The sequence below is a fragment of the Actinacidiphila sp. bgisy144 genome (assembly GCF_057708105.1).
On record NZ_JBYIRM010000004.1, the window covers coordinates 113658 to 136655 of the forward strand.

General features: G+C 73.0%; 14 protein-coding genes. 13 read left to right on the top strand and 1 reads right to left on the bottom strand.

The features are described 5' to 3' along the window. Positions 1-52: 52 nt before the first annotated feature. Positions 53-793, bottom strand: a complete 741-nt coding sequence (locus tag AC3EVP_RS06250) for a GntR family transcriptional regulator (protein WP_435126983.1) — start codon at positions 791-793, stop codon at positions 53-55. Between the two features lie 105 nt (positions 794-898). Between AC3EVP_RS06250 and AC3EVP_RS06255 the strand changes: the two genes are divergently transcribed. The 13 genes from AC3EVP_RS06255 (at position 899) to AC3EVP_RS06315 (ending at position 22875) form a co-directional block, all read left to right on the top strand. Next, a complete protein-coding gene (locus AC3EVP_RS06255) occupies positions 899-2197 on the top strand; it encodes an extracellular solute-binding protein (protein WP_435126986.1) in 1299 nt (432 codons plus the stop codon). 29 nt (positions 2198-2226) lie between these two features. After that, positions 2227-3144, top strand: a complete 918-nt coding sequence (locus AC3EVP_RS06260) for a carbohydrate ABC transporter permease (RefSeq protein ID WP_435126988.1) — start codon at positions 2227-2229, stop codon at positions 3142-3144. Next, positions 3141-4076 (top strand): carbohydrate ABC transporter permease, encoded by a 936-nt coding sequence (locus AC3EVP_RS06265; protein ID WP_435126990.1) that lies wholly within the window; start codon positions 3141-3143, stop codon positions 4074-4076. Before AC3EVP_RS06260 ends, AC3EVP_RS06265 begins: the two co-directional genes overlap by 4 nt. Before the next feature lie 39 nt (positions 4077-4115). Then, positions 4116-6914, top strand: coding sequence for a fibronectin type III domain-containing protein (locus AC3EVP_RS06270; protein WP_435126992.1), 2799 nt, complete (start codon positions 4116-4118; stop codon positions 6912-6914). 107 nt (positions 6915-7021) lie between these two features. Next, positions 7022-7738, top strand: a complete 717-nt coding sequence (locus AC3EVP_RS06275) for a GntR family transcriptional regulator (RefSeq protein WP_435126994.1) — start codon at positions 7022-7024, stop codon at positions 7736-7738. Positions 7739-8275: 537 nt separating this feature from the next. Further along, a complete protein-coding gene (locus AC3EVP_RS06280) occupies positions 8276-10198 on the top strand; it encodes an alpha-amylase family protein (RefSeq protein ID WP_435126996.1) in 1923 nt (640 codons plus the stop codon). A gap of 89 nt (positions 10199-10287) precedes the next feature. Then, complete coding sequence (locus tag AC3EVP_RS06285) at positions 10288-13197, top strand: DOMON domain-containing protein (RefSeq protein ID WP_435126998.1); 2910 nt, start codon at positions 10288-10290, stop codon at positions 13195-13197. 60 nt (positions 13198-13257) lie between these two features. Continuing rightward, entirely contained in the window at positions 13258-14559 is a 1302-nt protein-coding gene (locus AC3EVP_RS06290; RefSeq protein WP_435127000.1) for an enolase C-terminal domain-like protein, read from the top strand. A 98-nt stretch (positions 14560-14657) separates the two neighbouring features. Next, positions 14658-15998 carry an ABC transporter substrate-binding protein gene (locus tag AC3EVP_RS06295; protein ID WP_335972446.1) on the top strand — a complete coding sequence of 447 codons (1341 nt, stop codon included), beginning with the start codon at positions 14658-14660 and terminating at the stop codon, positions 15996-15998. 70 nt (positions 15999-16068) lie between these two features. Beyond that, positions 16069-16968 (top strand): carbohydrate ABC transporter permease, encoded by a 900-nt coding sequence (locus tag AC3EVP_RS06300; protein ID WP_435127003.1) that lies wholly within the window; start codon positions 16069-16071, stop codon positions 16966-16968. After that, complete coding sequence (locus AC3EVP_RS06305) at positions 16965-17864, top strand: carbohydrate ABC transporter permease (RefSeq protein WP_435127005.1); 900 nt, start codon at positions 16965-16967, stop codon at positions 17862-17864. The genes AC3EVP_RS06300 and AC3EVP_RS06305 overlap by 4 nt, the downstream gene beginning before the upstream one ends. After that, positions 17861-22027 (top strand): hypothetical protein, encoded by a 4167-nt coding sequence (locus AC3EVP_RS06310; RefSeq protein WP_435127008.1) that lies wholly within the window; start codon positions 17861-17863, stop codon positions 22025-22027. The genes AC3EVP_RS06305 and AC3EVP_RS06310 overlap by 4 nt, the downstream gene beginning before the upstream one ends. Continuing rightward, entirely contained in the window at positions 22021-22875 is an 855-nt protein-coding gene (locus AC3EVP_RS06315; protein WP_435127010.1) for an NAD-dependent epimerase/dehydratase family protein, read from the top strand. Before AC3EVP_RS06310 ends, AC3EVP_RS06315 begins: the two co-directional genes overlap by 7 nt. Positions 22876-22998: the final 123 nt, after the last annotated feature.

Below are 22998 nucleotides of genomic sequence, written 5' to 3' on the forward strand. Positions count from 1 at the left end.
GCAGGGGACACGAAGAGGGACACGGGGGCGGACGCCGACTGGAGCGTCCCGGTCAGTCGGCGAAGTAGTCCGGGTACTGCGCGCACAGCTTCGGCACCCGCTCCAGCGCGCGTCTGGCGTGGCGGCTGATGAGCTGGCGCCCGCCCTCGACGTCGCGGGCCGACAGCGCGTCGACGATCAGCCGGTGCTCGTCGATCAGGTCGCGCATGCTGGCGGTGTCGGGCTGGGCCAGCCGCCGCAGCCGGTCCAGTTGCAGCTTCATCCGCTGCACGGCCTGCCAGGCGCGCAGGTAGCCGCTGAGGGCGAACACCTCAGCGTGCAGGGCCTCGTCGGCCTGGAAGAACGCGTCGTGGTCGCCGGCGCGGCAGCTGTCCTCCTGCCGGTCCAGCAGGTCGCGCAGGGTGCCGGTCTCGAGCGCGGGACTGCGGCAGGCGGCCTCGAAGGCGGAGACCTCCAGGCTCTCGCGGACGAAGCGCGCCTCCGCCACGTCCCACAGCCGGATCAGCCCGACCCGCGTGCCGACCTGCGGCACCACGTGGACGAGGCCGGCGTCGGCGAGCCGGGCGATGGCCTCGCGCACGGGGGTGCGGCTGACGTGCAGGCGCTCGGCGATCTCCGTCTCCGACAGGGAGGAGCCGGGGGCCAGGCGCAGGGTGCGGATCGCGGCCACCAGCTCGTCGTGGACGAGGTCGGAGGTGCGGGTGCGCCGGCCGTCCCGGCTGATCGGCGTCAGCACTCCGGTGGTTGCGTACGGCGCCTGTTCCGGCATGCGCGCTGGTGGGGGAGCGGTCATGTCCGAATCCTTGCATGCCAGTGTACTTGTATGCAAGTATGCCTCGCCATCGGCCGGGCGGCACCCGTGCACCGCGCCGTACGAGCAGACCAAGGGGACGACGTCATGACCAAGCACAGGGCCGGGCTCACCGCCGCAGCGATCCTCGCTGCCACCACCGTCATGCTCACCGGCTGCGGCGGCGGCAGCGGATCGTCCGCCGCCGGCAAGGGCCCCGCCGAGATCACCTTCTGGGGCTGGGCCGCCGGCTACGACAAGTCGGTGGCGCTGTGGAACAAGGCGCACCCGGACGTCCACGTGAAGTACCAGGCCATCACCAACGGCGGCGCCGGCGGCTACGACAAGATGCTCACCGCCGCCAAGGCGGGCAACGCGCCCTGCCTGGCGCAGATCGGCTACGAGACCTTCGCCAGCTTCCTGGCCGCCGGCGCCCTGAAGGACGTCAGCGCTTACGTCAAGCAGGACCGCGCCCAGTTCCCCGACTGGGTCTGGAACAACGTGGGTGTCGACGGCAAGGCCTACGGCGTCCCCGTCGACACCGCGCCGATGGCGATGTTCTACCGCGCCGACCTCTTCGCCAAGGCGCACATCGCGGTCCCGAAGACCTGGGACGACTTCGCCACCGCCGCGGCGAAGGTCAAGGCCGCCGACCCCGCCGCGCGCATCATGAACGCGCCCAGCGACCCTTACTTGTACGCCGGGTTCGCCTGGCAGGCCGGCGCGCCCTGGTTCGGCGCCGAGCACGACGCCTGGTCGGTGTCGTTCGACAGCCCCGCCAACAGCAAGGTCGCCGCCTACTGGCAGGGCCTGACCGACAAGGGCCTGCTCACCTCCTACCCCGCCTTCGACGCCACCTTGTACTCCGCGTGGAACAAGGGCTCGGTCTGGGCGGAGGTCGGACCCGTCTGGTCCGCCTCCCTCATCCGCGACAACGCCGCCGCCTCCGCCGGCAAGTGGGCCGTCGCGCCCATGCCCCGCTGGGCCGGCTCCGACGCGGTCGGCAACTCCGGCGGCTCGGCCACCGCCGTGACGAAGGACTGCGCCCACCCCAAGGAGGCCACCGACTTCGCGCTGTGGATGTCGACCGACAGCGGCTCGGTGTCCAACCTGATCTCCGCCGCGGCGATCCTGCCCGCCTCCAAGTCCGGACTGGCCAGCCCCGCGCTCGACGCGCCCCAGAGCTACTACGGCGGCCGGCGCATCTACCAGCTCTTCCGCACCGAGGCGGCCAAGGTCGACGACAACTGGACGTGGGGCCCGATCATGGCCACCTCCGCCACCAGCCTCGGCGACGGCCTCGGCAAGGTCCACACCAGGAAGGGCACCTACCAGGACGCCCTCGACGGCGCCCAGCGAAGCACCGTCAGCGCCCTGAAGTCGCAGGGCTTCTCCGTCAGCAAGTGACCCGCAGCAGAGCCCCAGAGAAGGTGACCGTGTCCACCGTGACGTCCGCCGCCACCGACCGCCGGCGCCGACTTCGCGAACTCCGCCGAGCCGCGCCCTTCGTCCTGCCCTTCCTCGCGCTCTTCGCCGTCATCTACCTCATCCCCACCGGATACGCCCTGGAGCAGAGCCTGTTCACCGAGAAGCGCTCCGGCCTCGGGCTCACCGGCGCCAGGACGGTCTTCGCCGGCGCCGACAACTACACCCGCGTCCTGCACGACACGGACTTCCTGCACTCCCTCGCGCGCGTCGCCTTCATCGGCGTCATCCAGGTGCCCGCGATGCTGGCCCTGGCCCTGGTGCTCGCGCTGCTGCTCGACTCCGCGGTGGTCAGGACCGGGCGCCTGTTCCGCGTCGCGTACTTCGTGCCCTACGGCCTGCCCGGCGTCATCGCCGGCCTGGTCTGGTCCTTCCTGTACGCGCCCTCGCTCAGCCCGGTCGTACGGCTGCTGGACTCCGCCGGCATCCACGTCGGCTTCGTCACCGACACCGCGCTGCCCTTCGCCATCGCCAACATCCTCACCTGGGCCTGGACCGGCTACAACACCATCCTGATCTACGCCGCCCTCCAGGCCATCCCGCCGGAGACGATGGAAGCCGCCGCGGTGGACGGCTGCACCGGCTGGAAGGCCGCACTGCTGATCAAGGTGCCCCAGATCCGCCCCGCCCTGCTGATGACGCTGGTCTTCTCGATCATCGGCACGTTCCAGCTCTACAACGAGCCGGCCACCATGAAGTCGGTGGCGCCCAACCTGTCCTCCACCTACACGCCCATCATGGCCACCCTGCGCTCGGTGTCCTCGAACAACTTCACCTACGCGGCAACGCAGTCGGTGGTGCTCGGCGCACTGATCTGCGTGCTGTCGGTCGCCGTCTTCCGTGCCTCGGCCCGAAGGACGGACTCATGACCAGCACCCTGCGCCCGCCCGTCGACCCCGCCGGCACCGCCGAGGCCGCCGCCCCCGCCGCACCCCCGCGCCGGCGCCGCACCGGCAGCCCGCTGACGACGATCAACCCCACCACGCGGCTGGTCACCCTCGGCGTCATGACGCTCTTCGCCCTCTACTTCCTGCTGCCGGTGTGGTGGCTGGTCGTCTCCGCCACCAAGGACAGCGGCGAACTCTTCGCCGGCGACGGCTTCTGGTTCGGCCACCACTTCGCGCTGTGGGACAACGTCCAGACGCTCTTCCGCGCGCAGGGCGGCATCTACTCCCGCTGGCTGCTCAACTCGCTGCTGTACGCCGTCGGCGGCGGCATCGTCGCCACCCTGCTGGCCGCCATGTGCGGCTACGCGCTGGCGAAGTTCCCCTTCCCCGGCCGCGAGGCGGTCTTCGGCACCGTGCTGGCCGCGGTGCTGCTGCCCGCCCCCGTCCTGGCCGTCCCGCTCTACCTGCTGTTCAGCCACACCGGGATCGTCAACACCTTCTGGTCGGTGTTCATCCCCAGCATCGTCAGCCCGTTCGGCGTCTACCTCAGCCGCATCTACGCCGCCTCGTCCGTCCCGGACGCGCTCATCGAGGCCGGCCGGATCGACGGCGCGGGGGAACTGCGCATCTTCACCATGGGGATGAGGATCATGGCACCCGCCATGGTCACCGTCTTCCTCTTCCAGTTCGTCGCCATCTGGACGAACTTCCTGCTGCCCTCGCTGATGCTCGCCGACAGCTCGCTGCAACCGGTCACCGTCGGCCTGGTCGGCTGGCGCCAGATGCAGGGCTACCCCATCGGCTACACCACCGTCGTCACCGGAGCCATGCTCTCGGTCATCCCCGTCATCGCGATGTTCGTCTCCCTACAGGCCTTCTGGAGCAAGGGCCTGACCGCGGGAGCCGTCAAATAGCCGGCCGGCCGACCGGCCGGCGTCATGGAAGGACGATCCATGAAGGTCCTGTACGCAACCGCGGCGTCCGTGTGCGTCACGGTGCTTCTCGCGGCACCCTGCCAGGGCGTCGCCGCAGCCGCCGCCGACCCGCCCGCCAACCTCCTCGCGGCGGACATGGACACCACGATGGACAGCGGCACCAGCCCCCTGACCCAGGGCAGCACCACCACCGGCGGCAGCCAGCAGATCGTCAGCGTGGGCGGCGACAACGCCCTCCAGCTGAGCGACGCGTCCGACGGCACCAACCTCGCCAGCTACTTCTACCACCGCTTCTCCACCGGCTCGCTCAAGGACCGGATCAACGCCGTCTACAGCGAACCGGCCGGCAGCCCCGCCGAGCAGTTCGTGCTGACCTTCGACCTCGCCCGCACCCAGGCCAGCGACAAGCCCGTCGCCAAGGACATCTACGCCCGCGTCTCCTTCGGCAACTTCGACAACGCCACGGTGCCGCAGTTCCCCGTGCCGCCGGTCAGCCTCACCACCACCGCCGCCTACCAGAACACCTCCGGCGCCCTCCAGCCGGTCTCGGACACCGACATACCGCAGTACCGCTTCACCATCGTGCCCAACGGCGGCACCCGGCTGGTCTCCACCGTCGAACTCGGCTTCCAGGTCCGCGTCGACACCGGCGGCACCGACGAGGCCGTCGCCGTGGACAACCTCGACGTGTACGACGCCGGCTCCGTCACCGACACCGCGCCGCCGACCGCCCCCACGTCCCTGATCGCCGGCACCCCCGGGCAGAACAGCGTCCCGCTGGGGTGGAGCCCGTCCACCGACGACACCGGCGTCACCGGCTACGACGTCTTCCGCGACGGCTACCAGGTCGCCTCCGTCAGCGGCTCGACCACCACCGCGGTCGTCGGCGGCCTGATGCCGGGCACCGGCTACGACTTCACCGTCCGGGCGAAGGACGCCTTCGGCCACGTCAGCGCCATGAGCGCCCCGCTGCACGCCACGACCTCCGCGTACGTGCCCGACGACCCCGCGCCCTACCCGGGCACCCAGCAGACCCGCTCCCAGTGGCTGTGGGACAAGACGAAGGCCATGAAGGAGGAGGACGGGCCGATCAACGTCGCGCAGTACACCGCGCAACTCGTCGACCACGAGAACACGACCGCCGCCCTCACCAAGCTCGACACCCTCTACAAGGGCTACGACTACGAAGAGTACAAGTGGCTGTCGCGGATGTACGCCTACCTCATGGCGGGCGACCAGTACAGCGCCGCGATGCTCCAGGACGTGGCCACCTACTTCGGCCAGTACAGCTACAAGAAGCTGCCGCAGACCGAGAACCTGCGGATGAGCACCTATGTCACCGGCTACCTCGTCGGCCAGTACCTGCCCGGCGTCGCCGACACCGACGGCACCTCCGGTGCCGCGCTGATGGCCGAGAGCAAGGCCAACATCGAGGAGATGGTCCAGCAGGCGGTCAAGGACGGCTGGGCGGAGTACGAGAGCCCCGAGTACACAATCATGACGTACTTCGGCCTCAACGCGATCTACCAGTGGTCCACCGACCAGGAGCTGCGCACCGAGGTCAAGATGGCCATGGACGTCATGTGGTTCGAGTGGGCCAACGACTGGGACGACGGCTACCTGGTCTCCTCCGAGAGCCGGGCCAAGGGCGACCTGGCGTCCGTGGGCGACCCGACCTGGCGCCCGGCCGACCACACCGCGCTGGCCTGGACGTACTTCGGGGAGCACCGCGCGCAGGAGGGCGTGGGGGAGTCGGACAACCCGGCGCCCGACGCCTACCGCCCCGACCTGGAGTACGTCGGCCTGCTCGCCTGGTCCGGCACCGCGTACCAGCCGCCCGCCCTCGCGGTGCGGATCGGCCGGATGACCGACAAGTCCTACACCGCCTACAAGACCAACCTCCAGAACTCCAGCGGCGACCCGACGGACATCTACCGCACCAGCTACGTCCGGCCGACCTGGGGCCTGGCCACCGAGGTGCAGTACCGCAGGACCGATAACTGGCTGGAGGACCAGCCGCTGGACCTGCGCTGGCAGTCCGACGCGGCGGACCCGCTCTTCCGGGTCTCGATCGACCAGGGCAACGCGCCGGTCGGCAACTACGACGACCCGGCCGAGCAGCGCGTCATGCAGGACGGCCCGACCGCGCTCGGCGTCTACAAGTCCTCCGGTGACAGCACCGAGAACTACCTCAACGCGCTCTTCCCCGACACCGGGGCCATCAAGGAGCGCCGCCAGGTCGACGGCTGGACCGTCGTCGACACCGGCACCATGTACTTCGCGTTCCGGACGGCCCAGCCGGCGACCTGGTACCACCAGACGCCCAACGACCCGTCGAACAAGGTGAAGACCACCACCCAGATCCACCCGACGACGACCCTCAGCTACAGCTACGACATCCTGCGCAGCCAGGCCGACACCAACGGCTGGGTGCTGGAGACCGGCGACACCTCCACCTACGCCAGCCTCGACGCCTTCGCGACGGCACTGACCACCCGGACCCGGCTGGACACCAGCCACATCGGCGACGCCGAACCGCGGCTGGTCTACCACAGCCTGAGCGGCCACGACCTCGACCTCACCTTCGACGACCCCGCCCAGGCCCCCGGCGCGACCCACCTGGTGGACGGCAAGCCGATCCGGTACGACGCGTTCAAGCTCTTCGACACCCCCTGGCTCCAGCAGGACCGGCAGGGCACGAAGTTCACCGCCAGGGTCGGCAGCCAGTCCGTCGTGTACGACTTCTCCGACTGGACCGTCACCACCCGCGGCCCGGGCGGCAACGGCCGCCGCTCCGGCGGCGGCGCCAAGCCCTGACCGCGCACCGACCGCCCCGGCGGGACGCGGGCCGGACCCGGCCCGCGTCCCGCCTATCCTGGGCCCTGCCGGACTTCCGGCAGGCGCCTACCCAGAAGGATCGATCGGTGAGCAGTTCCTCCGCGGACACCCGGCCGGGTGCCGGCCCCCTTCGGCCCATCGCCCGCGGCCGGGTCCGCGCGTCCGACCGGGTCTACGAGGAGCTGCTGTCGGCGATCCGCAACCTGCGCATCCCGCCGGGGGCCTCGCTCTCCGAGACCGACCTGTCCGCCAGCCTCCAGGTCAGCCGCACGCCGCTGCGCGAGGCCCTGGCCCGGCTGGCGGACGGCGGGCTGGTCTCGGTCGTCCCGCAGGTCGGCACGACGGTCGGGCGGATCAGCCTGCGCGAGGTCGAGGAGGCCCGGTTCGTCCGGGAGAGCCTGGAACTGGCCGCCTTCGCGGTGGCCTGCGGCCGGCCCGACCGCGACGTGGCCGCCTGCCGGGAACTGCTGGCCGCGCAGGTCCGCTGCCACGCGAACGGCGACCTGACCGGCTTCTTCGACGCCGACGAGGCCCTGCACGAGCAGATCTTCGTGATCAGCGGCTACCGCGGCGCCTGGAGCGTGATGCAGCCGATGAAGGTCCAGCTCGACCGGCTGCGCCGGCTCGCCCAGCCGGAGACGTCGAACGTGCGCGAGCTGATCGGGGAGCACACGGCCGTGATCGACGCGCTCGAAGCGGGGGACGCCGCCGGCGGGCAGGAGGTGCTGCGGGCGCACATCGGCCGCGGACACCGCTACGCGCCCGCGCTGCGCGAGCAGTACCCGGACTACTTCACGGACTGAAGCGCTGCCCGTGGGGCGGCTGGTGCGGACTCGACGGCCTGTGCCGGGCCGGGCTGCGCGACGCCCCTCATAGCTGAGACAACGTTGGCCCGCGTTGGTCACGCACGGCCGCCGGGTGGCCGGATTCCCGTGGGCTGTCGCGGCCGAATGCGCCGTCAACAGGCGTGATGTACAGGCGTGATGGGGTCGTGCACGCCGTGATGCGGCCTTCGTCCCCGGGGGCGTCGAAGTAATTCCCGGCTACTGGCGCGAAACCTATAGGCAACGTTGTCTCGGCGGGCTATGGTTCAGCACGACCGCGGAAGAGCGGCCGCCTCTTGGTTCCCGTACCCGGCCTTTTGCCCCTGACGTGCGGTCATGTGCCCCTCGTCGGCGTTGGACCTGGCCACTTCGTACCGCCCCGCACGCTCACCGAGCGGCTCGGCGCGGGACAAGGTTATCCCGCCTGTTCGCCGCATGTTTCCCGCAGCACCCGCACACCGCAGCACCCGCATACCGCACCCCCCGACCCGCCACCCGACCTGAGAAGGAGCAGTGATGGCCGAGACGGCCGTACCCGGCTTCGCCGAACCCGCCCGCCTGTGGGCCGACGCCCGCCACGCGGCGGCGGTGCTGGGCGCGCAGGCCGGCCTGCTGACCGAGGGCGCGCGCCTGGCCGTCGAGCCCGGCCCGGCCGGCGCGCGGCAGCTGCGGCTGTCCGCTGCCGCGGACACCACGGCCGTACTCCGGCTGGACGTCCCGCTCGGCGACGCCGCCGGCTACTGGCACCCGTCGGCCGGCTGGGACCGCCATCTGACCGCGGACTGGGCGAGCCGCTGGCGCACCGTCGGGCCCGCCGAGTCCGCGCCGCTGGGCTGCCTGTACGACACGGCCGGGCGGGCGCTGCTGGCCTTCGGCGCCGACCGGCCCGCCGCCACCACGCGGGTCCGATTCGGCCTCGCCGAGGACACCGCCCGGTTCGGGGCCTGGCTGGCGGTGGAGCTGCGGGCCGGTGAGAGCTGCCGGGTGGTGCTCCAGCCGGCCGGGTCGCCGGTCGCCGCCGCGGTCCGCGCGCTGGGCGCGGCCCTCGCGGTGCCGGACGCCCTGCCCGTACCGCCCGCGGGCCGGGAGCCGGCGTACTCCACCTGGTACGCGATGCACCGGGACGTGGGCGCCGCGGACGTGGAGGCCGAGGCGAAGCTCGCCGCCGCGGCGGGCTGCGGGGTGCTGCTGCTGGACGACGGATGGCAGCTGCACGCGAAGGGCACCGGCTACTCCGGCAGCGGCGACTGGACGCCGGACCCGGCGAAGTTCCCGGACTTCGCGGCCCATGTGCGGACCGTGCAGGGCCTGGGGCTGCGGTACATGGCGTGGATCGCGCCGCTCATCGTCGGCGAACGCACCGCCGCCCACCGGAAGTTCGCGCACCTGGCGCCGCACGCCATCCCGCGGCTGGGCTGCCGGGTGCTGGACCCGCGGCTCGCGGCGGCCCGCGAGGTCGCCGCGGACGCCTGCGTCGAGCTGGTCCGCCGCCACCGCCTGGACGGGCTGAAGATCGACTTCCTCGACCTCGCGGCGGCCTACGCGGACCTGGACCCGGTCGGCGGGACCGGCGCCGCCGGGCGCGATGACGGCACCGGTGCCGGAGGTGGTGCCTCCGCCGAGTGCGGCACCGGTGCCGCCACCGCGCCCGGGAGCACCCCGTCCGGCGGCGGTGACGGCGGCGATGCCGGCAGTGCCGGCGGTGCCGGTGACGTCGCCGATGTCGGCGAGGGACTGCGGCTGCTGCTGGCCGACGTCCGCGACCGGCTGCGCGCGCTGCGCGGCGACGACCTGCTGGTGGAGCTGCGCCAGCCGTACACCGGGCCCGGCATGCTCGCCTTCGGCAACCTGCTGCGGGCCGCCGACTGCCCGGGCGACGCCACCGCCAACCGGGTCCGCACCCTCGACCTGGGCCTGCTCGCCACCTCGGGCGCCGTCCACTCGGACATGCTGATGTGGGACCGCTCCGCCACCCCGCAGACCGCCGCACGCCAGCTGCACTCCGCGCTGTTCGCCACCCCGCAGCTGTCCGTCGCGCTGGCCGGCCTGCCCGCCGACCAGCACGCGGCGACCGTGTTCTGGCTGGACTTCTGGCGCAGTCACCGCGATGTCCTCACCGGCGGCCTGATCGACGCCGGGCGCCCGGACCATCTCCACCCGACCGTCACCGCGCAGCTGGGGCAGCGGGCCGTGGCGGCCTTCTTCGCCGAACACACCCACGCCCGCCTGCCGCTGGCCGGACGCACCGAGACCGCCCTGGTCAACTCCACCGCCGCCGACCGCGTGGTGCTGGACGTCGAAGGAGCGGCCACCGCCGTACGGCTCGACACCTTCGACGCCTGCGGCCGCCCGGCGGGCTCGCGCCTGCGCACCCTGGGCCCGGGGCCCGCCGCCATCGCCGTTCCGCCCGCCGGCCTGTGCGTCGTCAGGCCGGCGTGACCCGACACCCGCTCCCGTTCCGAAGAGCCGAAGAGCCGAAGAGCCGAAGAGCCGAAGAGCCGAAGAGCCGAAGACTGGAGAGAACCCACGTGACCGACAACCACGACAGATCCGACCGCACCGAGCCGGCCGCGCACGCCCCCGGGCAGGTCAGCCGCCGCACGGTCGTCGGCTTCGGCGCCGCGGCCGCGGTGGGCGCCGCGACCGCCGGGGCCCTGGACCTCGCCGCCGCCCCGGCCACGAGCGCCGCCACCCCCGAGGGCACCGCGGCGCAGGCCGCCGCGGCCCCCGCGGTGGCCCTGGCCTTCTCCGACCCGACCGGGCTCTACCCGCTTTCCGGCGGCGCCGCAGAGGCGGCGCCCGCCCTGCTCGTCGTGTTCAACCCGGCGACCGCGCTGAGCGGTTCGATCGCCTGGTCGGTGGCCCCGCGCGGCGGCGACCCGGTGGCCACCGGCACCGCCGGCTTCACCGCCGCCGCCGGCACGCAGAGCACCACCACCATCCCGCTGGGCTCCTTCGGCCCGGACTACTACGCGGTCACCGCCACCGTCACCGCCGCCTCCGGCACCCAACTCCTCGGCCAGACCGTCGGGTTCGGCGTCATCCGTCCCCCCGTCGAGGGCCGCCGCCCCGGCTCGGCGTTCGGCCTGGGCATCCGGGCGGAGTCCGACACCGCCCTGACCCGGCAGATCGCCCAGCGCATCGGGGTGAAGTGGACCCGCGGCGTCATCGCCGTCCAGCCCGACACCGTCTGCCCGGCGCCGGGCGTGTTCTGGCAGCAGGACCAGATCGACGCCGCCCGCGCGGAGATCGCCGACTGGCACGACCACGGCATCGAGCCGCTCGGCTTCATCAACTACAACATGTCCTGGAACGTGCAGCCCGACGCCAACGGCAAGCCGCTGCTGGTCTACCAGAACCGCCCCAAGGACCTGGCCGCGCACGCCGAGATGGTCTACCACGCCATCGCCCCGCTCCAGGACCTGGTCCCCAACTGGGAGATCTGGAACGAGCCGTGGGTGCACGGCTGGGCGTGGAAGACCGGCGACGCCCAGGACTACCGCGACATGTGCAAGCTGATCTGGGACCGCGTCAAGCCGGACTTCCCGGACGTCAACCTCATCGGCGGCGGCTCGGTCACCTACAACCGCGACATCGTCTACGCGCAGGGCTCGAAGGACACCGGCTACATCGACGGCTCGGTCAACCACGCCTACGGCTACCCCGACCCGACGCAGTACGCGATGACCAAGACCCAGATCCGGATGGACCGCAAGGGGTCGCGCACCAAGGGCCGCGCCGGGCAGTGGCAGACCGAGCTGGGCACCGCCGAGAGCACCAGCTTCACCGACGTCCCCGCCGCCCAGGCCCCCTACGGCGTGGCCCGCACCGTGGCGCCGACCTACCTGCTGCACATGCTGGCCGGCGCCGAGGAGGACTCGCCGATCCGGATCTTCTGGTTCTCGCTGTCCTACGACAAGACCTACTCCGGCGTCGAGTTCAACATCTACGACTACGCCACCAAGACCCCGCGGCCCGCGGTCGTGGCCTACTCCGCGATGACCTCCCTGCTGGAGGACGCGAAGCTGGAGAGCGAGCTGTACCCGGACGCGAAGTCCACCTGGGGCTTCCTGTTCCGCGGCGCCGACGGCAAGGGCCGCGCGGCGCTCTACGCCGACCAGCTCTACGACGGCACCGAGGAGCACCAGAGCGCCGGCCACACCGGCACGCTCACCCTGGACGGCGCGCGCGGCGTCCGCGTGTACGACTACCTCGGCCGGCAGCTCGCCGACGGCAGCTCCGCCGAGGTCACCCTGCCGCTCCGCCCCTGGGAGGTGCTGTACTTCGACAGCGACCTGACCCCCGCCGCGCTGAAGACCCTGCTGACCCGCGGCGCGTGCTTCGCCTACGACACGCCGCTGAGGATCAGCCCGCTGTCCTTCGTCAAGCCGCTCGACGCGACCAGCGCCATCGAGGTGCGGGTGGAGAACACCACCCCGCACCCCCTCGACGCGCAACTGCGCGTCACCCCGCCGTCCGGCTGGCAGCTGTCTCCCGCGGTGTCGCCGTCGGTCCGGCTCGCCCCCGGACAGGCCCGCACCCTGTCCTTCCCGGTCAAGGCGTTCGCCGTCAGCGACAGCAACCGCTACCCCGTCGGCTACGAGGCCACGGTGGCCGGCCGCCCGGAGGCGCACCAGACCGGCACCCAGGACGTCCAGGTCGCCTACCTGCCCTTCCGCTCCATCACCGTCGGCGGCAGCGCCAGCCAGTGGAACGGCGTCATCCCGGTGACCCTGACCAGCACCACCGCGGCCGGCGACACCAAGTCGTACGCCTTCCAGGCCGCCTGGGACCAGTCGTTCCTGTACGTCAGGGCCATCGTGGAGGACGACGTCCAGCTCTCCCACGTGCCGTTCGGCGACAACGCGTACCTCTTCCCGTTCCAGGCCGACAGCATCCAGCTCGCCTTCGACGCCGTCGCCGACAAGACCGAGGACCTGCTCGCCGGCGACCCGCACTACGAGAAGTGCCTGCGCTCGATCTCCCACCTGTACGTCGCGACGCTGGCCACCGGCAACGTCTCCGAGCTGCACCGCCAGCTCGCCCCCGGCACCAACTACCAGACCTACTACCCGACCAACGCCGACCTGCCGACCCCGCTCGGCCCGCTCGACGCGGCACCCGGCAGCGGCACCGAGGGCCGCGTCCTGGTCTCCCGCGACGACACCGGCCAGCAGACCCGGTACGAGATCGCCCTCGCCTGGAGCCAGCTGCCCGAACTCCAGGCCGCGGTGCAGGCCGCGGGCCCCGGCACCGTCACCCCGGCGACCTTCGCCGTCCAGGTGACCGACGCCGGCACCGGCGGCCACGGCGCCACCTACTCGACCACTGCCACCGAGCCGCCCACCTCCGGCTGCTACAACTTCGCGCCGTTCTGGGGCACCGGCGCGCAGTTCACCGGCGGCCGCGTCGACACCCGCTGGGGCATCGGCCACTAGATCCCCGGCAGATCCCCCGCCCGCCCGCCTCCCCGCCGCACCGAACCTGGAGTCCCTTCCGTGAGCGACCAAGCCGCCACCCCCGAGACGCCCGCCCCGGCCCCCGAGCCGGTCGAGCCGCCCTGGGCGCAGCCGTCCGGCGTCCGCATCACCGGCGTCCGGACGATCCTGACCGCGCCGGCCGGCACCACGCTCGTCGTGGTCCGGGTCGACACCAGCGAACCCGGCCTGTACGGGCTCGGCTGCGCCACCTTCACGCAGCGCGCCGCGGCGGTCGCCACCGCGGTCGATGAGTACCTGGCCCCGCAGCTGATCGGCCGCGACCCGGCCGACATCACCGACATCGCCGCGACCCTGCACGTCAGCGGCTACTGGCGGTCGGGCCCGGTGCTCAACAACGCGCTGTCCGGGGTGGACATGGCGCTGTGGGACATCAAGGGCAAGCAGGCCGGGATGCCGGTGTGGCAGCTGCTCGGCGGGCGCTGCCGCACCGCGGTGCCGGTGTACGCGCACGCCGCCGGGCGGGACGCGGAGGAGGTCACCGACGAGGTGCTGGCGCTGATGGCCGGCGGCTACCGGCACGTGCGCTGCCAGGTCGCCGTGCCGGGCGCCGGCACCTACGGGGCGCCGGCCGCCGCTGCCGCGGCCGGCGCCCACCGCCCGCTCACCCCGAACGCCTGGGACCCGGCCGCCTACCGGCGCACCGTCCTGGGGCTCTTCGACCACCTGCGCGAGCACGCCGGCCCCGAGGTCGAGCTGATCCACGACGTGCACGAGCGGGTGCACCCCACCGACGCGGTGCGGATCGCCGCGGACCTGGAACCGTACGACCTGTTCTATCTGGAGGACCCGGTCGCGCCGGAGGACCTCGAGTGGCTGCGGGTGCTGCGCGCCCGCAGCGCCACCCCGATCGCGATCGGCGAGCTGTTCACCAACCCCGCGGAGTACCGCCCGGTCGTCCAGGAGCGGCTGTGCGACTTCATCCGCGTGCACGTCTCCGCGATCGGCGGCATCACCCCGGCGTGGCGGCTGGCGAACACCTGCGAGCTGTTCGGGGTGCGCACCGCCTGGCACGGGCCCGGCGACGTCTCGCCGATCGGGCACGCCGCCAACCTCGCGCTGGACCTGGCCGCACCCAACTTCGGCATCCAGGAGCAGCACCTGTTCGGGCCCGAGGCCCGCGAGGTGTTCCCCGGCTGCCCCGAGATCCGCGACGGCCACCTGTGGCCCAGCGACCGGCCGGGCCTGGGCGTCGACCTCGACGAGAAGCGCGCCGCCGCCTACCCGCCGCGCCTACCCGCCGCACCCGGCCGGGCGTGGAAGCCGCCGCGGCGCGCCGACGGCGCCCTCCAGCGCCCCTGACCGGCCCCGCACCGCAACCGGCCCCGCACCGCAACCGACCCGACCGTCCGCACCACCCCTACCGTCCGACCCGCTGTCCGTTCCAAGGAGCGACCCTCATGAGACCCCGTATCACCGTGACCCTGACGGCCGCCACCGTATGCCTGGCCGGTGTGCTGACCGGCTGCTCCAGCTCCTCCGGCAGCGGCGGCGCGACGACCACGCTGAACGTCGCCGAGTGGACCAACCCCGGCGCCATCCAGTTCACCCAGTGGCTCGACGCGAAGTTCGAGAAGGCCCACCCGGGCGTGAAGGTCAAGCTCCAGCAGGCGCCGACCTCCAACGGCGCCTGGGGGACGCTCTGGAACAGCCTGCTCCAGTCCAAGTCCGTGGACGTGCTGGCGCTCCAGGCGCCCACGCAGGCCGGCTTCGCCCCGAGCTACACCAGCCTGAAGGCCCAGGGCGCGGCCGCGCTCATCCAGGCCGGGCAGCTGGTGGACCTGAAGAACCAGCCGTTCATGAAGCACTACGACCAGGCCGCCCAGGCCGCGGCGGCCGGCCGCAACGGCGGCATCTACGGCGTGATGGCCGCGGAGTACTCCGCCGCAGGCGCCATGTGGTACAAGAAGGACCTGCTCGCCAAGTACCACATGAGCGTGCCCACCACCTTCCAGGAGTTCCTGGACGACTGCGCCACGCTGAAGAAGGCCGGCGTCACCCCGATCTTCGTGTCCGGCAAGGACGGCATGCAGGGCGGCGTGTGGCAGGGCGTGGAGAACCAGGTCCTCATGCAGGGCAAGAAGCCCGCCGAGTCGGTGCGGGTCGGCAGCGACCGGGCCGACGCCTTCTGGAAGGGCACCCAGTCCTGGAACGACCCGGTCTACCACCAGACCTCCGACCGCTACGAGCAGGTCATGAAGTACATCGAGCCCAACGCGGCCGGTGTGGCCCAGCTGACCGCGCCCGGCGTGTGGGCGGCGAAGACCGACGACTACCCGTTCCTGCTCGACGGCTCGTGGGACGGCGCGGTCATCCAGCAGGCCAACCCCAAGCTCGACACCGGCTTCTTCACGATGCCCGGCACCGATGACGCGTCGGCCAACCGCCTCACCCTCAAGCCCGACCTGACCTGGGTGGTGCCCACCAGCGCCAAGCACCGGACGCTGGCCATGCAGTGGCTGTCGATGTTCTCCGAGCCGGAGAACTACCAGCAGTGGCTGAAGCAGACCGGTTCGGTCTCCACCCAGCCCGCGCTCACCAACAGCCTGCCGTGGATGGACTGGCAGAACTCCCACATGGCCGACGCGTTCGCGCAGTTGAGCACCCCGTGGGTGCCGGCCGGCGCCGCCCTGGACGCGGCGGGCCCGGACTTCTACAAGATGACGCCCATCGGCAAGGACAGCGTCGACACCATCCTCAACCGCTCCGCGTCCGTGTACCGCAAGTCGGTCAAGGGCTGACCGCCGCCTAGGCACCCAAGACCAGGAAGCAAAGAGAGACCAGGCAGCAAAGAAAGAGAGGAGGCGCGGCGTGGCACGCTGTCCCTTCGGAACGCAACGCACGCGGCGGTTCATCCCCTGGGCCAGCATCGCGATACCGGGAGCCGGCTGGCTGCTGTTCGGGCTGTACCCGTCCCTGGCCACCATCGGCTACTCGTTCACCCGCTACTCCGGACTCCCGGGCACGCCGTTCAACTTCTGCGGCATGTGCAACTACCACGCCGCCTTCACCTCGCTGTCCGGCCAGGTCCTCGGGGCGGTGAAGGTCACGCTGATCTACGTGGTCGGCGTGACCGTCCTGCAGAACGCCATCGGCCTGGGCCTGGCGCTGCTGCTCAACCGCGGCGGCCGCTCGTACACCTTCTACCGCGCGCTGATCTTCATGCCGCAGATCTTCTCCGTCACCGTGGTCGGCGCGATCTTCGCGCTCATGCTCGACCCGTACTCCGGCCCGACGGAGAAGCTGGTGCACGGCCTGTTCGGCACCGACTCGGCGTTCCTGGGCTCCAGTTCGCTGGCCCTGCCGCTGGTGATGATGGTGAACGTCTGGATGTTCTCCGGCTACTCGATGCTCATCTACATCGCCGGGCTGCGGAACATCCCCGCGTCGGTGTACGAGGCCGCCGCGATGGACGGCGCCGGGCGGCTGCGCACCTTCCGGCACGTCACCTGGCCGCTGCTGGCCCCGGCCACCACGGTCAACGTCTTCCTCACCGCCATGGGCACGCTCGGCGAGTACGCCCTGATCATGGTGCTGACCGGCGGCAACTTCGGCACCAAGACCCTGGGCCTGTACATGTTCCAGTCCGCGTTCGGCGCGGACAGCCAGCTCGGCTACGGCTCGATGCTGGCCATGCTCCAGTTCCTGCTGACCGTCGTCATCGGCGGCGGCCTGCTCTACACCCTGCGCAAGCGGGAGGTGGCCCTGTGACCGCCCCGGGCGCGCTGCGGCGCCTGCTGACCACCCGCCGGACGAAGGCGGCGGGCGTCAACCTGCTGTGCTTCGCCATCGCCGCCGGCCTGTTCGCCCTGCCGCTGGTATACGTCCTGCTCCAGGCGTTCAAGACGTACACCGGCTTCCTCCAGAACCCGACCGGGGCGCCGCACCCGTGGTCCACCGAGAGCTTCTCGTCGGCCTGGCACCAGGGGCACTTCGGTCGGGAGATGGTCAACAGCCTCGTCTACGCGGTGGTCCCGGACGTGGTCACCCTCGTCCTCGGGGTGTTCCTCGCCTTCCCCATCTCCCGCGGCTACTTCAAGTACTCGGGCGGCCTGTACACGTTCTTCGTCTTCTCCGGCTTCCTGCCCGGCGGCCTGATCCCGCTGTTCATCGAGGCCCGCACGCTCCACCTGTACAACAGCATGATCGGGTACCTGATCCTCACCAGCCTGTCGGGCGCGGGGTTCTTCTTCTTCGTCGGCTACATCCGCGGCATCCCGCGGGAGATCGACGAGGCGGCGGCGCTGGACGGCTGCGGCTACATCCGGTTCATCTTCACCATCATCATCCCGCAGATGAAACCGGCGCTGGCGACGTTCGGCATCTTCGGCTTCGTCACCGCCTGGAACAACCTCATCCTGCCGCTGGTGATGCTCTCGGACTCGGCCCTGTGGCCGGTCACCCGCGGGCTGTACTCCTTCTTCGGCGAGTACGCGCAGAACTGGCCGCTGATCGCGGCCGGCACCTTCATCGTGGCCGCGCCGATCATGCTGCTGTTCGTCCTGCTCCAGCGCTACCTCGTCGAGGGCGTCGCGGGCGGCGCCACGCTCGGCACCCAGAACGTCGCGCCCGGCGCCGGCGGCGCCGAGCTCGGAGGGGGGTCGTGACCGGCACCCCCACCACCGACTGGCCCGAGGGCGCCGCCGAGATCGCCTTCCGGCTGCACGACCGGCTCGACCGGCCCGAGTTCGCCTGGCCCCGCACCCTGCTCCACTACCGGGTGCGGTGGCCCGCGCCCGCCGTGCGGGCCGCGGACCTGCGGCTGCTCGACGACGGCGGGGCGGCCGTGCCCTTCCAGCTCACCGACACCGCCCACGCCGACGGGCCCGGCGACAGGGGTGCGCTGGCCGCCGCGACGGTGTGCTTCTTCGCCGACCTCCCCACCGGCGGGCGCCGCACCTTCACGCTGCGGGCCGACGCCTCGCTGCCGCCGGCCCGCCCCGAACGGACGGTGCACGTCCGCGCGGACAGCGACGGCACCGTGGTGGACGGCGGGGCGCTGCGGGTCCGCCTGCCCGCCCCGGGCCGCTTCGGTGCCGCCGACGAGGTGCCCGGCCCCATCCTGCGGCTCGATCGCGGAGGCGGGTGGGTCGGCGGGTCGGTGCTGCGCCGCCCCGCCGGGCCCGCCGAGCACTTGGAGGTGCGGCTGCTGCGGGCCGGGCCGCTCTTCGCCGACCACGCGCTGGCGTACCGCTTCCGCGACGGCGCCCGCTACACCGCGGTCGTCCGGGTCCTGCTCGACTGCGACTTCCTCGAACTCGCCGAGGACATGGCCGGACTCGACACCGACGGTGCCTGCTGGCAACTGGACTGGGAGGGGTGCGCGCCCACCCACCGTTTCTCCTCCGCCTGGCCCCACGCGCAGGACGCCGCGGCCCACGCCGCGCCGGGCACACCCGGGCGGTACCACTGGCTGGGCATCGACGAGCCGGTGGTGGTCGGCGACAGCGGGGAGGACCCGCCCTTCTCCGGGCCGGGCGGCCGGGAGCGCCCGGAGGCCGCGATGGCCTTCACCGTCGGCCCGTACGCGCCCAGTTACGCCTGGGGCATCCGCCCGCACGCGACGTTCTGGGACGCGGCAGGCGGTGACGGGACAGGCGGTGAGGGGAGCGCCGGGCGCGGGACGGGCGGTGACGCGATGGGCGTGTTCATCCGCGACCACGCCCGCTGGGACGACCGCGGCTACGCCCACTGGGCCTCCGCCGGCACCCTCCAGATCCGCTTCCGCCACGACGGGGTCCTGCACTGGACCTGGCCGCTGCGCACCGGCACCCGGCACACCGGCATCGCCTTCTACGACCACCGCCGCGACCTGGACGCGCTGCGCCGCCAGGAGCAGGCCGGCCGCCGCCCCGCCCACCAGACCACCCACGTCCGCGACCTGCACCACTGGCAGGGCACGCTCAGCCTGGACCGGGTCAAGGACTGGACCCTCACCTACACCGGCCGGCGCCCCCGGCCGCTGTGCACCACCGGCGAGTTCGCCACCCCGCGGGAGTTCACCGACGCGCTCTTCGACGGCCCCGACGGCCCCCGCCTGCTCGCCAACGGCGTCAACGAGGTCGCCGGCTACCTCAACATCGGCCAGCGCCCGCTCTACGACCGGCTGCTGGACGGCTACGACCGGTTCGCCGACCGCCTCGACCCCGCACAGCGCACCCGGGTCGACGCCCTGCTCCTGCTCACCGCGTACGTCTCCGCGGGCGAGGAGATCGGCCCCACCCTGCGCATGCTCGGCGGGCACCCCAACTTCCTCGCCGACGGCAAGGCCGCGCTGGCCTGTCTGGCCTGGCTGTTCCCCGAGCACGAGGCGGCCGGGCGGTGGCTGGACGCCTTCGAGAAGTTCGCCGAACTGTCCGGCACCTTCCACACCCGCCCCGCGCTGCCCTCCCGCGGCGCCCGCCCCGGCCGCTGGACCGAGAGCCCCGCCACCTACGTCTGGGCGTTCCTGCGCCCGCTCACCCAGGGCAACGCCCTCGCCCAGCACGCCGACGGCCGCAACCGCATCGCCACCGAGCACTTCGCCGCCCTCGGCGACTGGCTGGTCGACGCGCTGACCGCACCCGTCGACGTCTCCGGCACCGGCGACCTGCGCCGCCTGCACCCCGCCCAGGGCGCGCACGCGTTCTGGCCGCGCCGCCCGCCGATCGAGATGCGGCTGCTCGCCGAGGCGCTGCGCCGCTACCGCCCCCTGACCGCCGAACACCTGCTGTGGGGCAGCGACCCCGGCGCCCGGCGGTTGGACAGCGGGCCCGGCGACCCCGACACCTGGCGGGTGCTGCTGCGCTCCGGCGGCGATACCGCGACCGGCCGCGCCGCCGACACCGGCACCAACCCCCGGCTGCGCAGCACCAAGTACACCGGCTACGGCGTCACCCTGCGCGCCGCCGTCGACCGGCCGGACGAGGTCGCGGTCTTCCTCCAGCAGGTCGACCGCGGCCCGAACTACCGCTGGGGCATCGCCGACGACAACGGCTGCGGCCAGCTCTACTACTACGCCGCCGGCCGCTCCTACAGCGGCCACGGCCCCGAGGACGCCGGGGACCGCCGCGTCCCCGACGCGACCTTCACCACCTCCTGCGCGCTGTGGCAGGACGGCCGCTTCCGCGGCATCGGCCCGCACACCCTGGACCGCCCGCTGTACGACCTGGACCCGGCGCAGTTCGCCGAGATCACCCCCGACCCGGACAGCCCCGTCGCCGGGCTCTACCTCAGCCGCAGCGTGCTGCTCGTCGGCAGCGACTACCTCGTCACCTACGACGCGTTCGCCGCAGGCCAGCGCATGGTGTGGACCTGGTCGGTGCTGACCGAGGCCACCGGGCACGACGCCAACAGCTACCGCCACCTGCCCGAGCAGCTGCCCTTCCTGCACGTGGTGCGCGGGGTGCGGGAGGACGGGCGGCCCGCCGACGGCACCGCCGGCGGGGCCTTCGCCACCGACGTGACCCGCGGCGTACGGCTGGAGGGCCGCGCCGACGGCGGCAGCGGCAACACCCTCGCCGTGGTCAGCCACCGCTTCGACCTCACCGTCGCCGCCGCGCGGACCACCCCGTGGGGCACCACCGTCCGCACCCCGCACAGCGTCGACCACGTCTTCCGGTACGAGGCCGCCACCCACTACGAGCCCGGCCAGGCGCGGTTCGCGCGGGACGGGCTGCGCTTCGAGGGCACCGCGGGCGTCATCCGGCTGTTCGACGACGGCCGGCGCGAACTGGCCCTCTTCCACGGCACCGCCGTGGGCACCGCCGACGTCCTGCTCACCACCGCCGACCGCGACCTGGGCATCAGCCTCGCCTACCGCGACCCGGCGGAACTGACCGGCAGCTACGTCGCCCCCGCGGACACCGCGATCACCCTCGACCTGCCCGGCGGGCTCGCCACGGGCACCGCCCTGTACGTCGACGGCGCCCCGGTGCGGCCACTGGAGCGGCACCCCGGCGCGCTGCGCGTGGCGCTGCCCGCCGGCCGCCACCGCTGGGAGCTGACGGCCCGCCACCCGGAGCCGCTGCCCCCGCGGGTGGTGCGCACCGAGACCCTGCCCGGCGGCGCGCTGGTGCACTTCACACCGGTCGCCGCCGCCGACGGCTACCTGCTGGAGCTGAGCACCGACGGCGGCACCACCTGGACGCGGGCCGCCCGCACGGCGACCGGGCCCTTCCGGCTCACCGGCCTGGACGACGGCCGCACCTACCACGTGCGCGTCGCCGCCTACAACGCCGACCGGCGCGGCCGGCCCGGCACCGACTACCCGGTGCACGCCACCTCCGCCGCGCCCGAACCCCCGGACGGGCTGCGGCTGCGGCTCGGCCCCGGCACGGTCACCGCCACCTGGGGCGAGGTCCTGGGCGCCGCCCGCTACCGGCTCTACCGGCGGGCGCGCGGCGCGGACGACTACCGCGAGGTGTACGCCGGGCCCGGCTTCACCTGCACCGACCGCGTACCGCGGCCGCCCTCCGGTGCCGGCGACCGGGCCGGTGCGGCGCCCGTCGTGCAGTACGCGGTCGCCGCGGAGAACGGCAACGGCCGCGGACCGCTGTCGGCCGCCGTGGACACCGACCCGGCGAGCCCACGGCACTGGTACCCGCCGGGGGGCCTGGCCTTCCGCCGCGACCACACCTACCACCGGCCGCCGTTCGCACCCCCCGGCACGGCCCCCCTGCCGTACGACGAGCAGCTGCCGCCGGCCGCGGTGCCGCAGACTGCGGGCATGGACACGGGCACGGACACGGACACGCGGATGGACACGGACGCGGGGGAGCAGGCATGGTGACGCAGCGGCAGCGGGTCCTGGTGACCGGCGCCGCCGGGCGGATCGGGCGGGCGCTGCGGACGCGGCTGGCCCGGCCCGGCAGGACCCTGCGGTTGCTGGACGTCGCCGAGACCGCGCCCGCCGGGCCGGGCGAGGACGTCGAGGTGGTCCGGGCGTCCTTCACCGACCCGGACGCGATCCGGGCGGCCTGCCGCGGCGCCGACGCCGTGCTGCACCTGGGCGGCGAGGCGGGCGAGGCGCCCTGGGAGCGGGTGCGCGAGGCCAACATCGACGGCACCGCGCACCTGCTGGAAGCCGCGCGGGCGCAGGGAGTTCCGCGGGTCGTGCTGGCCTCCAGCCTCCATGCCGCCGGGTTCCGCAGCCGCGACGAGGCGGCAGCGGCCCCGGGCGGGCTACTCGCCGCCGCAAGCGCGCCGCGCCCCGACACGTACTACGGCGCCTCGAAGGCCGCGCTGGAGGCGCTCGGCGCGCTGTACCACCACCGGTTCGGCATGGACGTCAGCTGCCTGCGGATCGGGGCGTTCCGGCCGGCGCCGCTGGCCCCGGAGGACCTGGCCGGCTGGCTGTCCCCGGACGACGCGGCCCGGCTGGTGGAGGCGTGCCTGCGGGCCCGGCCGGCGGGCTTCCGGGTGCTGTGGGGGATCTCCCGCAACACCCGGCGGTGGTGGTCGCTCGCCGAGGGGGAGGCCATCGGCTACCACCCGCGCGACGACGCCGAGGACCACCTGCCCGCGCTGCTGGCCTCGGGCGCCTTCACCCCGGACGACCTCGATCCGGCGGCGCCGCGCAACTCCCGGGTCGGGGGCGCCTTCTGCACCCGGCCGCTCGGCGGCGCCGGCCGCGGCTGACCGCGCCCCCGCCGCACACGCACCCCCGCGCATCAGGCACACGCACACCGCACGCACACGCACACCGCACGCACACCCGCATCACGCACCTGCGCACGCTCGGTCCGACCTCCGGGCAGCGGC

What these genes read in the sequence shown, in the direction of transcription:
- AC3EVP_RS06250 (WP_435126983.1), bottom strand. Translation starts at nt 793, where the DNA reads ATGACCGCTCCCCCACCAGCGCGCATGCCGGAACAGGCGCCGTACGCA.
- AC3EVP_RS06255 (WP_435126986.1), top strand. Translation starts at nt 899, where the DNA reads ATGACCAAGCACAGGGCCGGGCTCACCGCCGCAGCGATCCTCGCTGCC.
- AC3EVP_RS06265 (WP_435126990.1), top strand. Translation starts at nt 3,141, where the DNA reads ATGACCAGCACCCTGCGCCCGCCCGTCGACCCCGCCGGCACCGCCGAG.
- AC3EVP_RS06270 (WP_435126992.1), top strand. Translation starts at nt 4,116, where the DNA reads ATGAAGGTCCTGTACGCAACCGCGGCGTCCGTGTGCGTCACGGTGCTT.
- AC3EVP_RS06280 (WP_435126996.1), top strand. Translation starts at nt 8,276, where the DNA reads ATGGCCGAGACGGCCGTACCCGGCTTCGCCGAACCCGCCCGCCTGTGG.
- AC3EVP_RS06295 (WP_335972446.1), top strand. Translation starts at nt 14,658, where the DNA reads ATGAGACCCCGTATCACCGTGACCCTGACGGCCGCCACCGTATGCCTG.
- AC3EVP_RS06315 (WP_435127010.1), top strand. Translation starts at nt 22,021, where the DNA reads ATGGTGACGCAGCGGCAGCGGGTCCTGGTGACCGGCGCCGCCGGGCGG.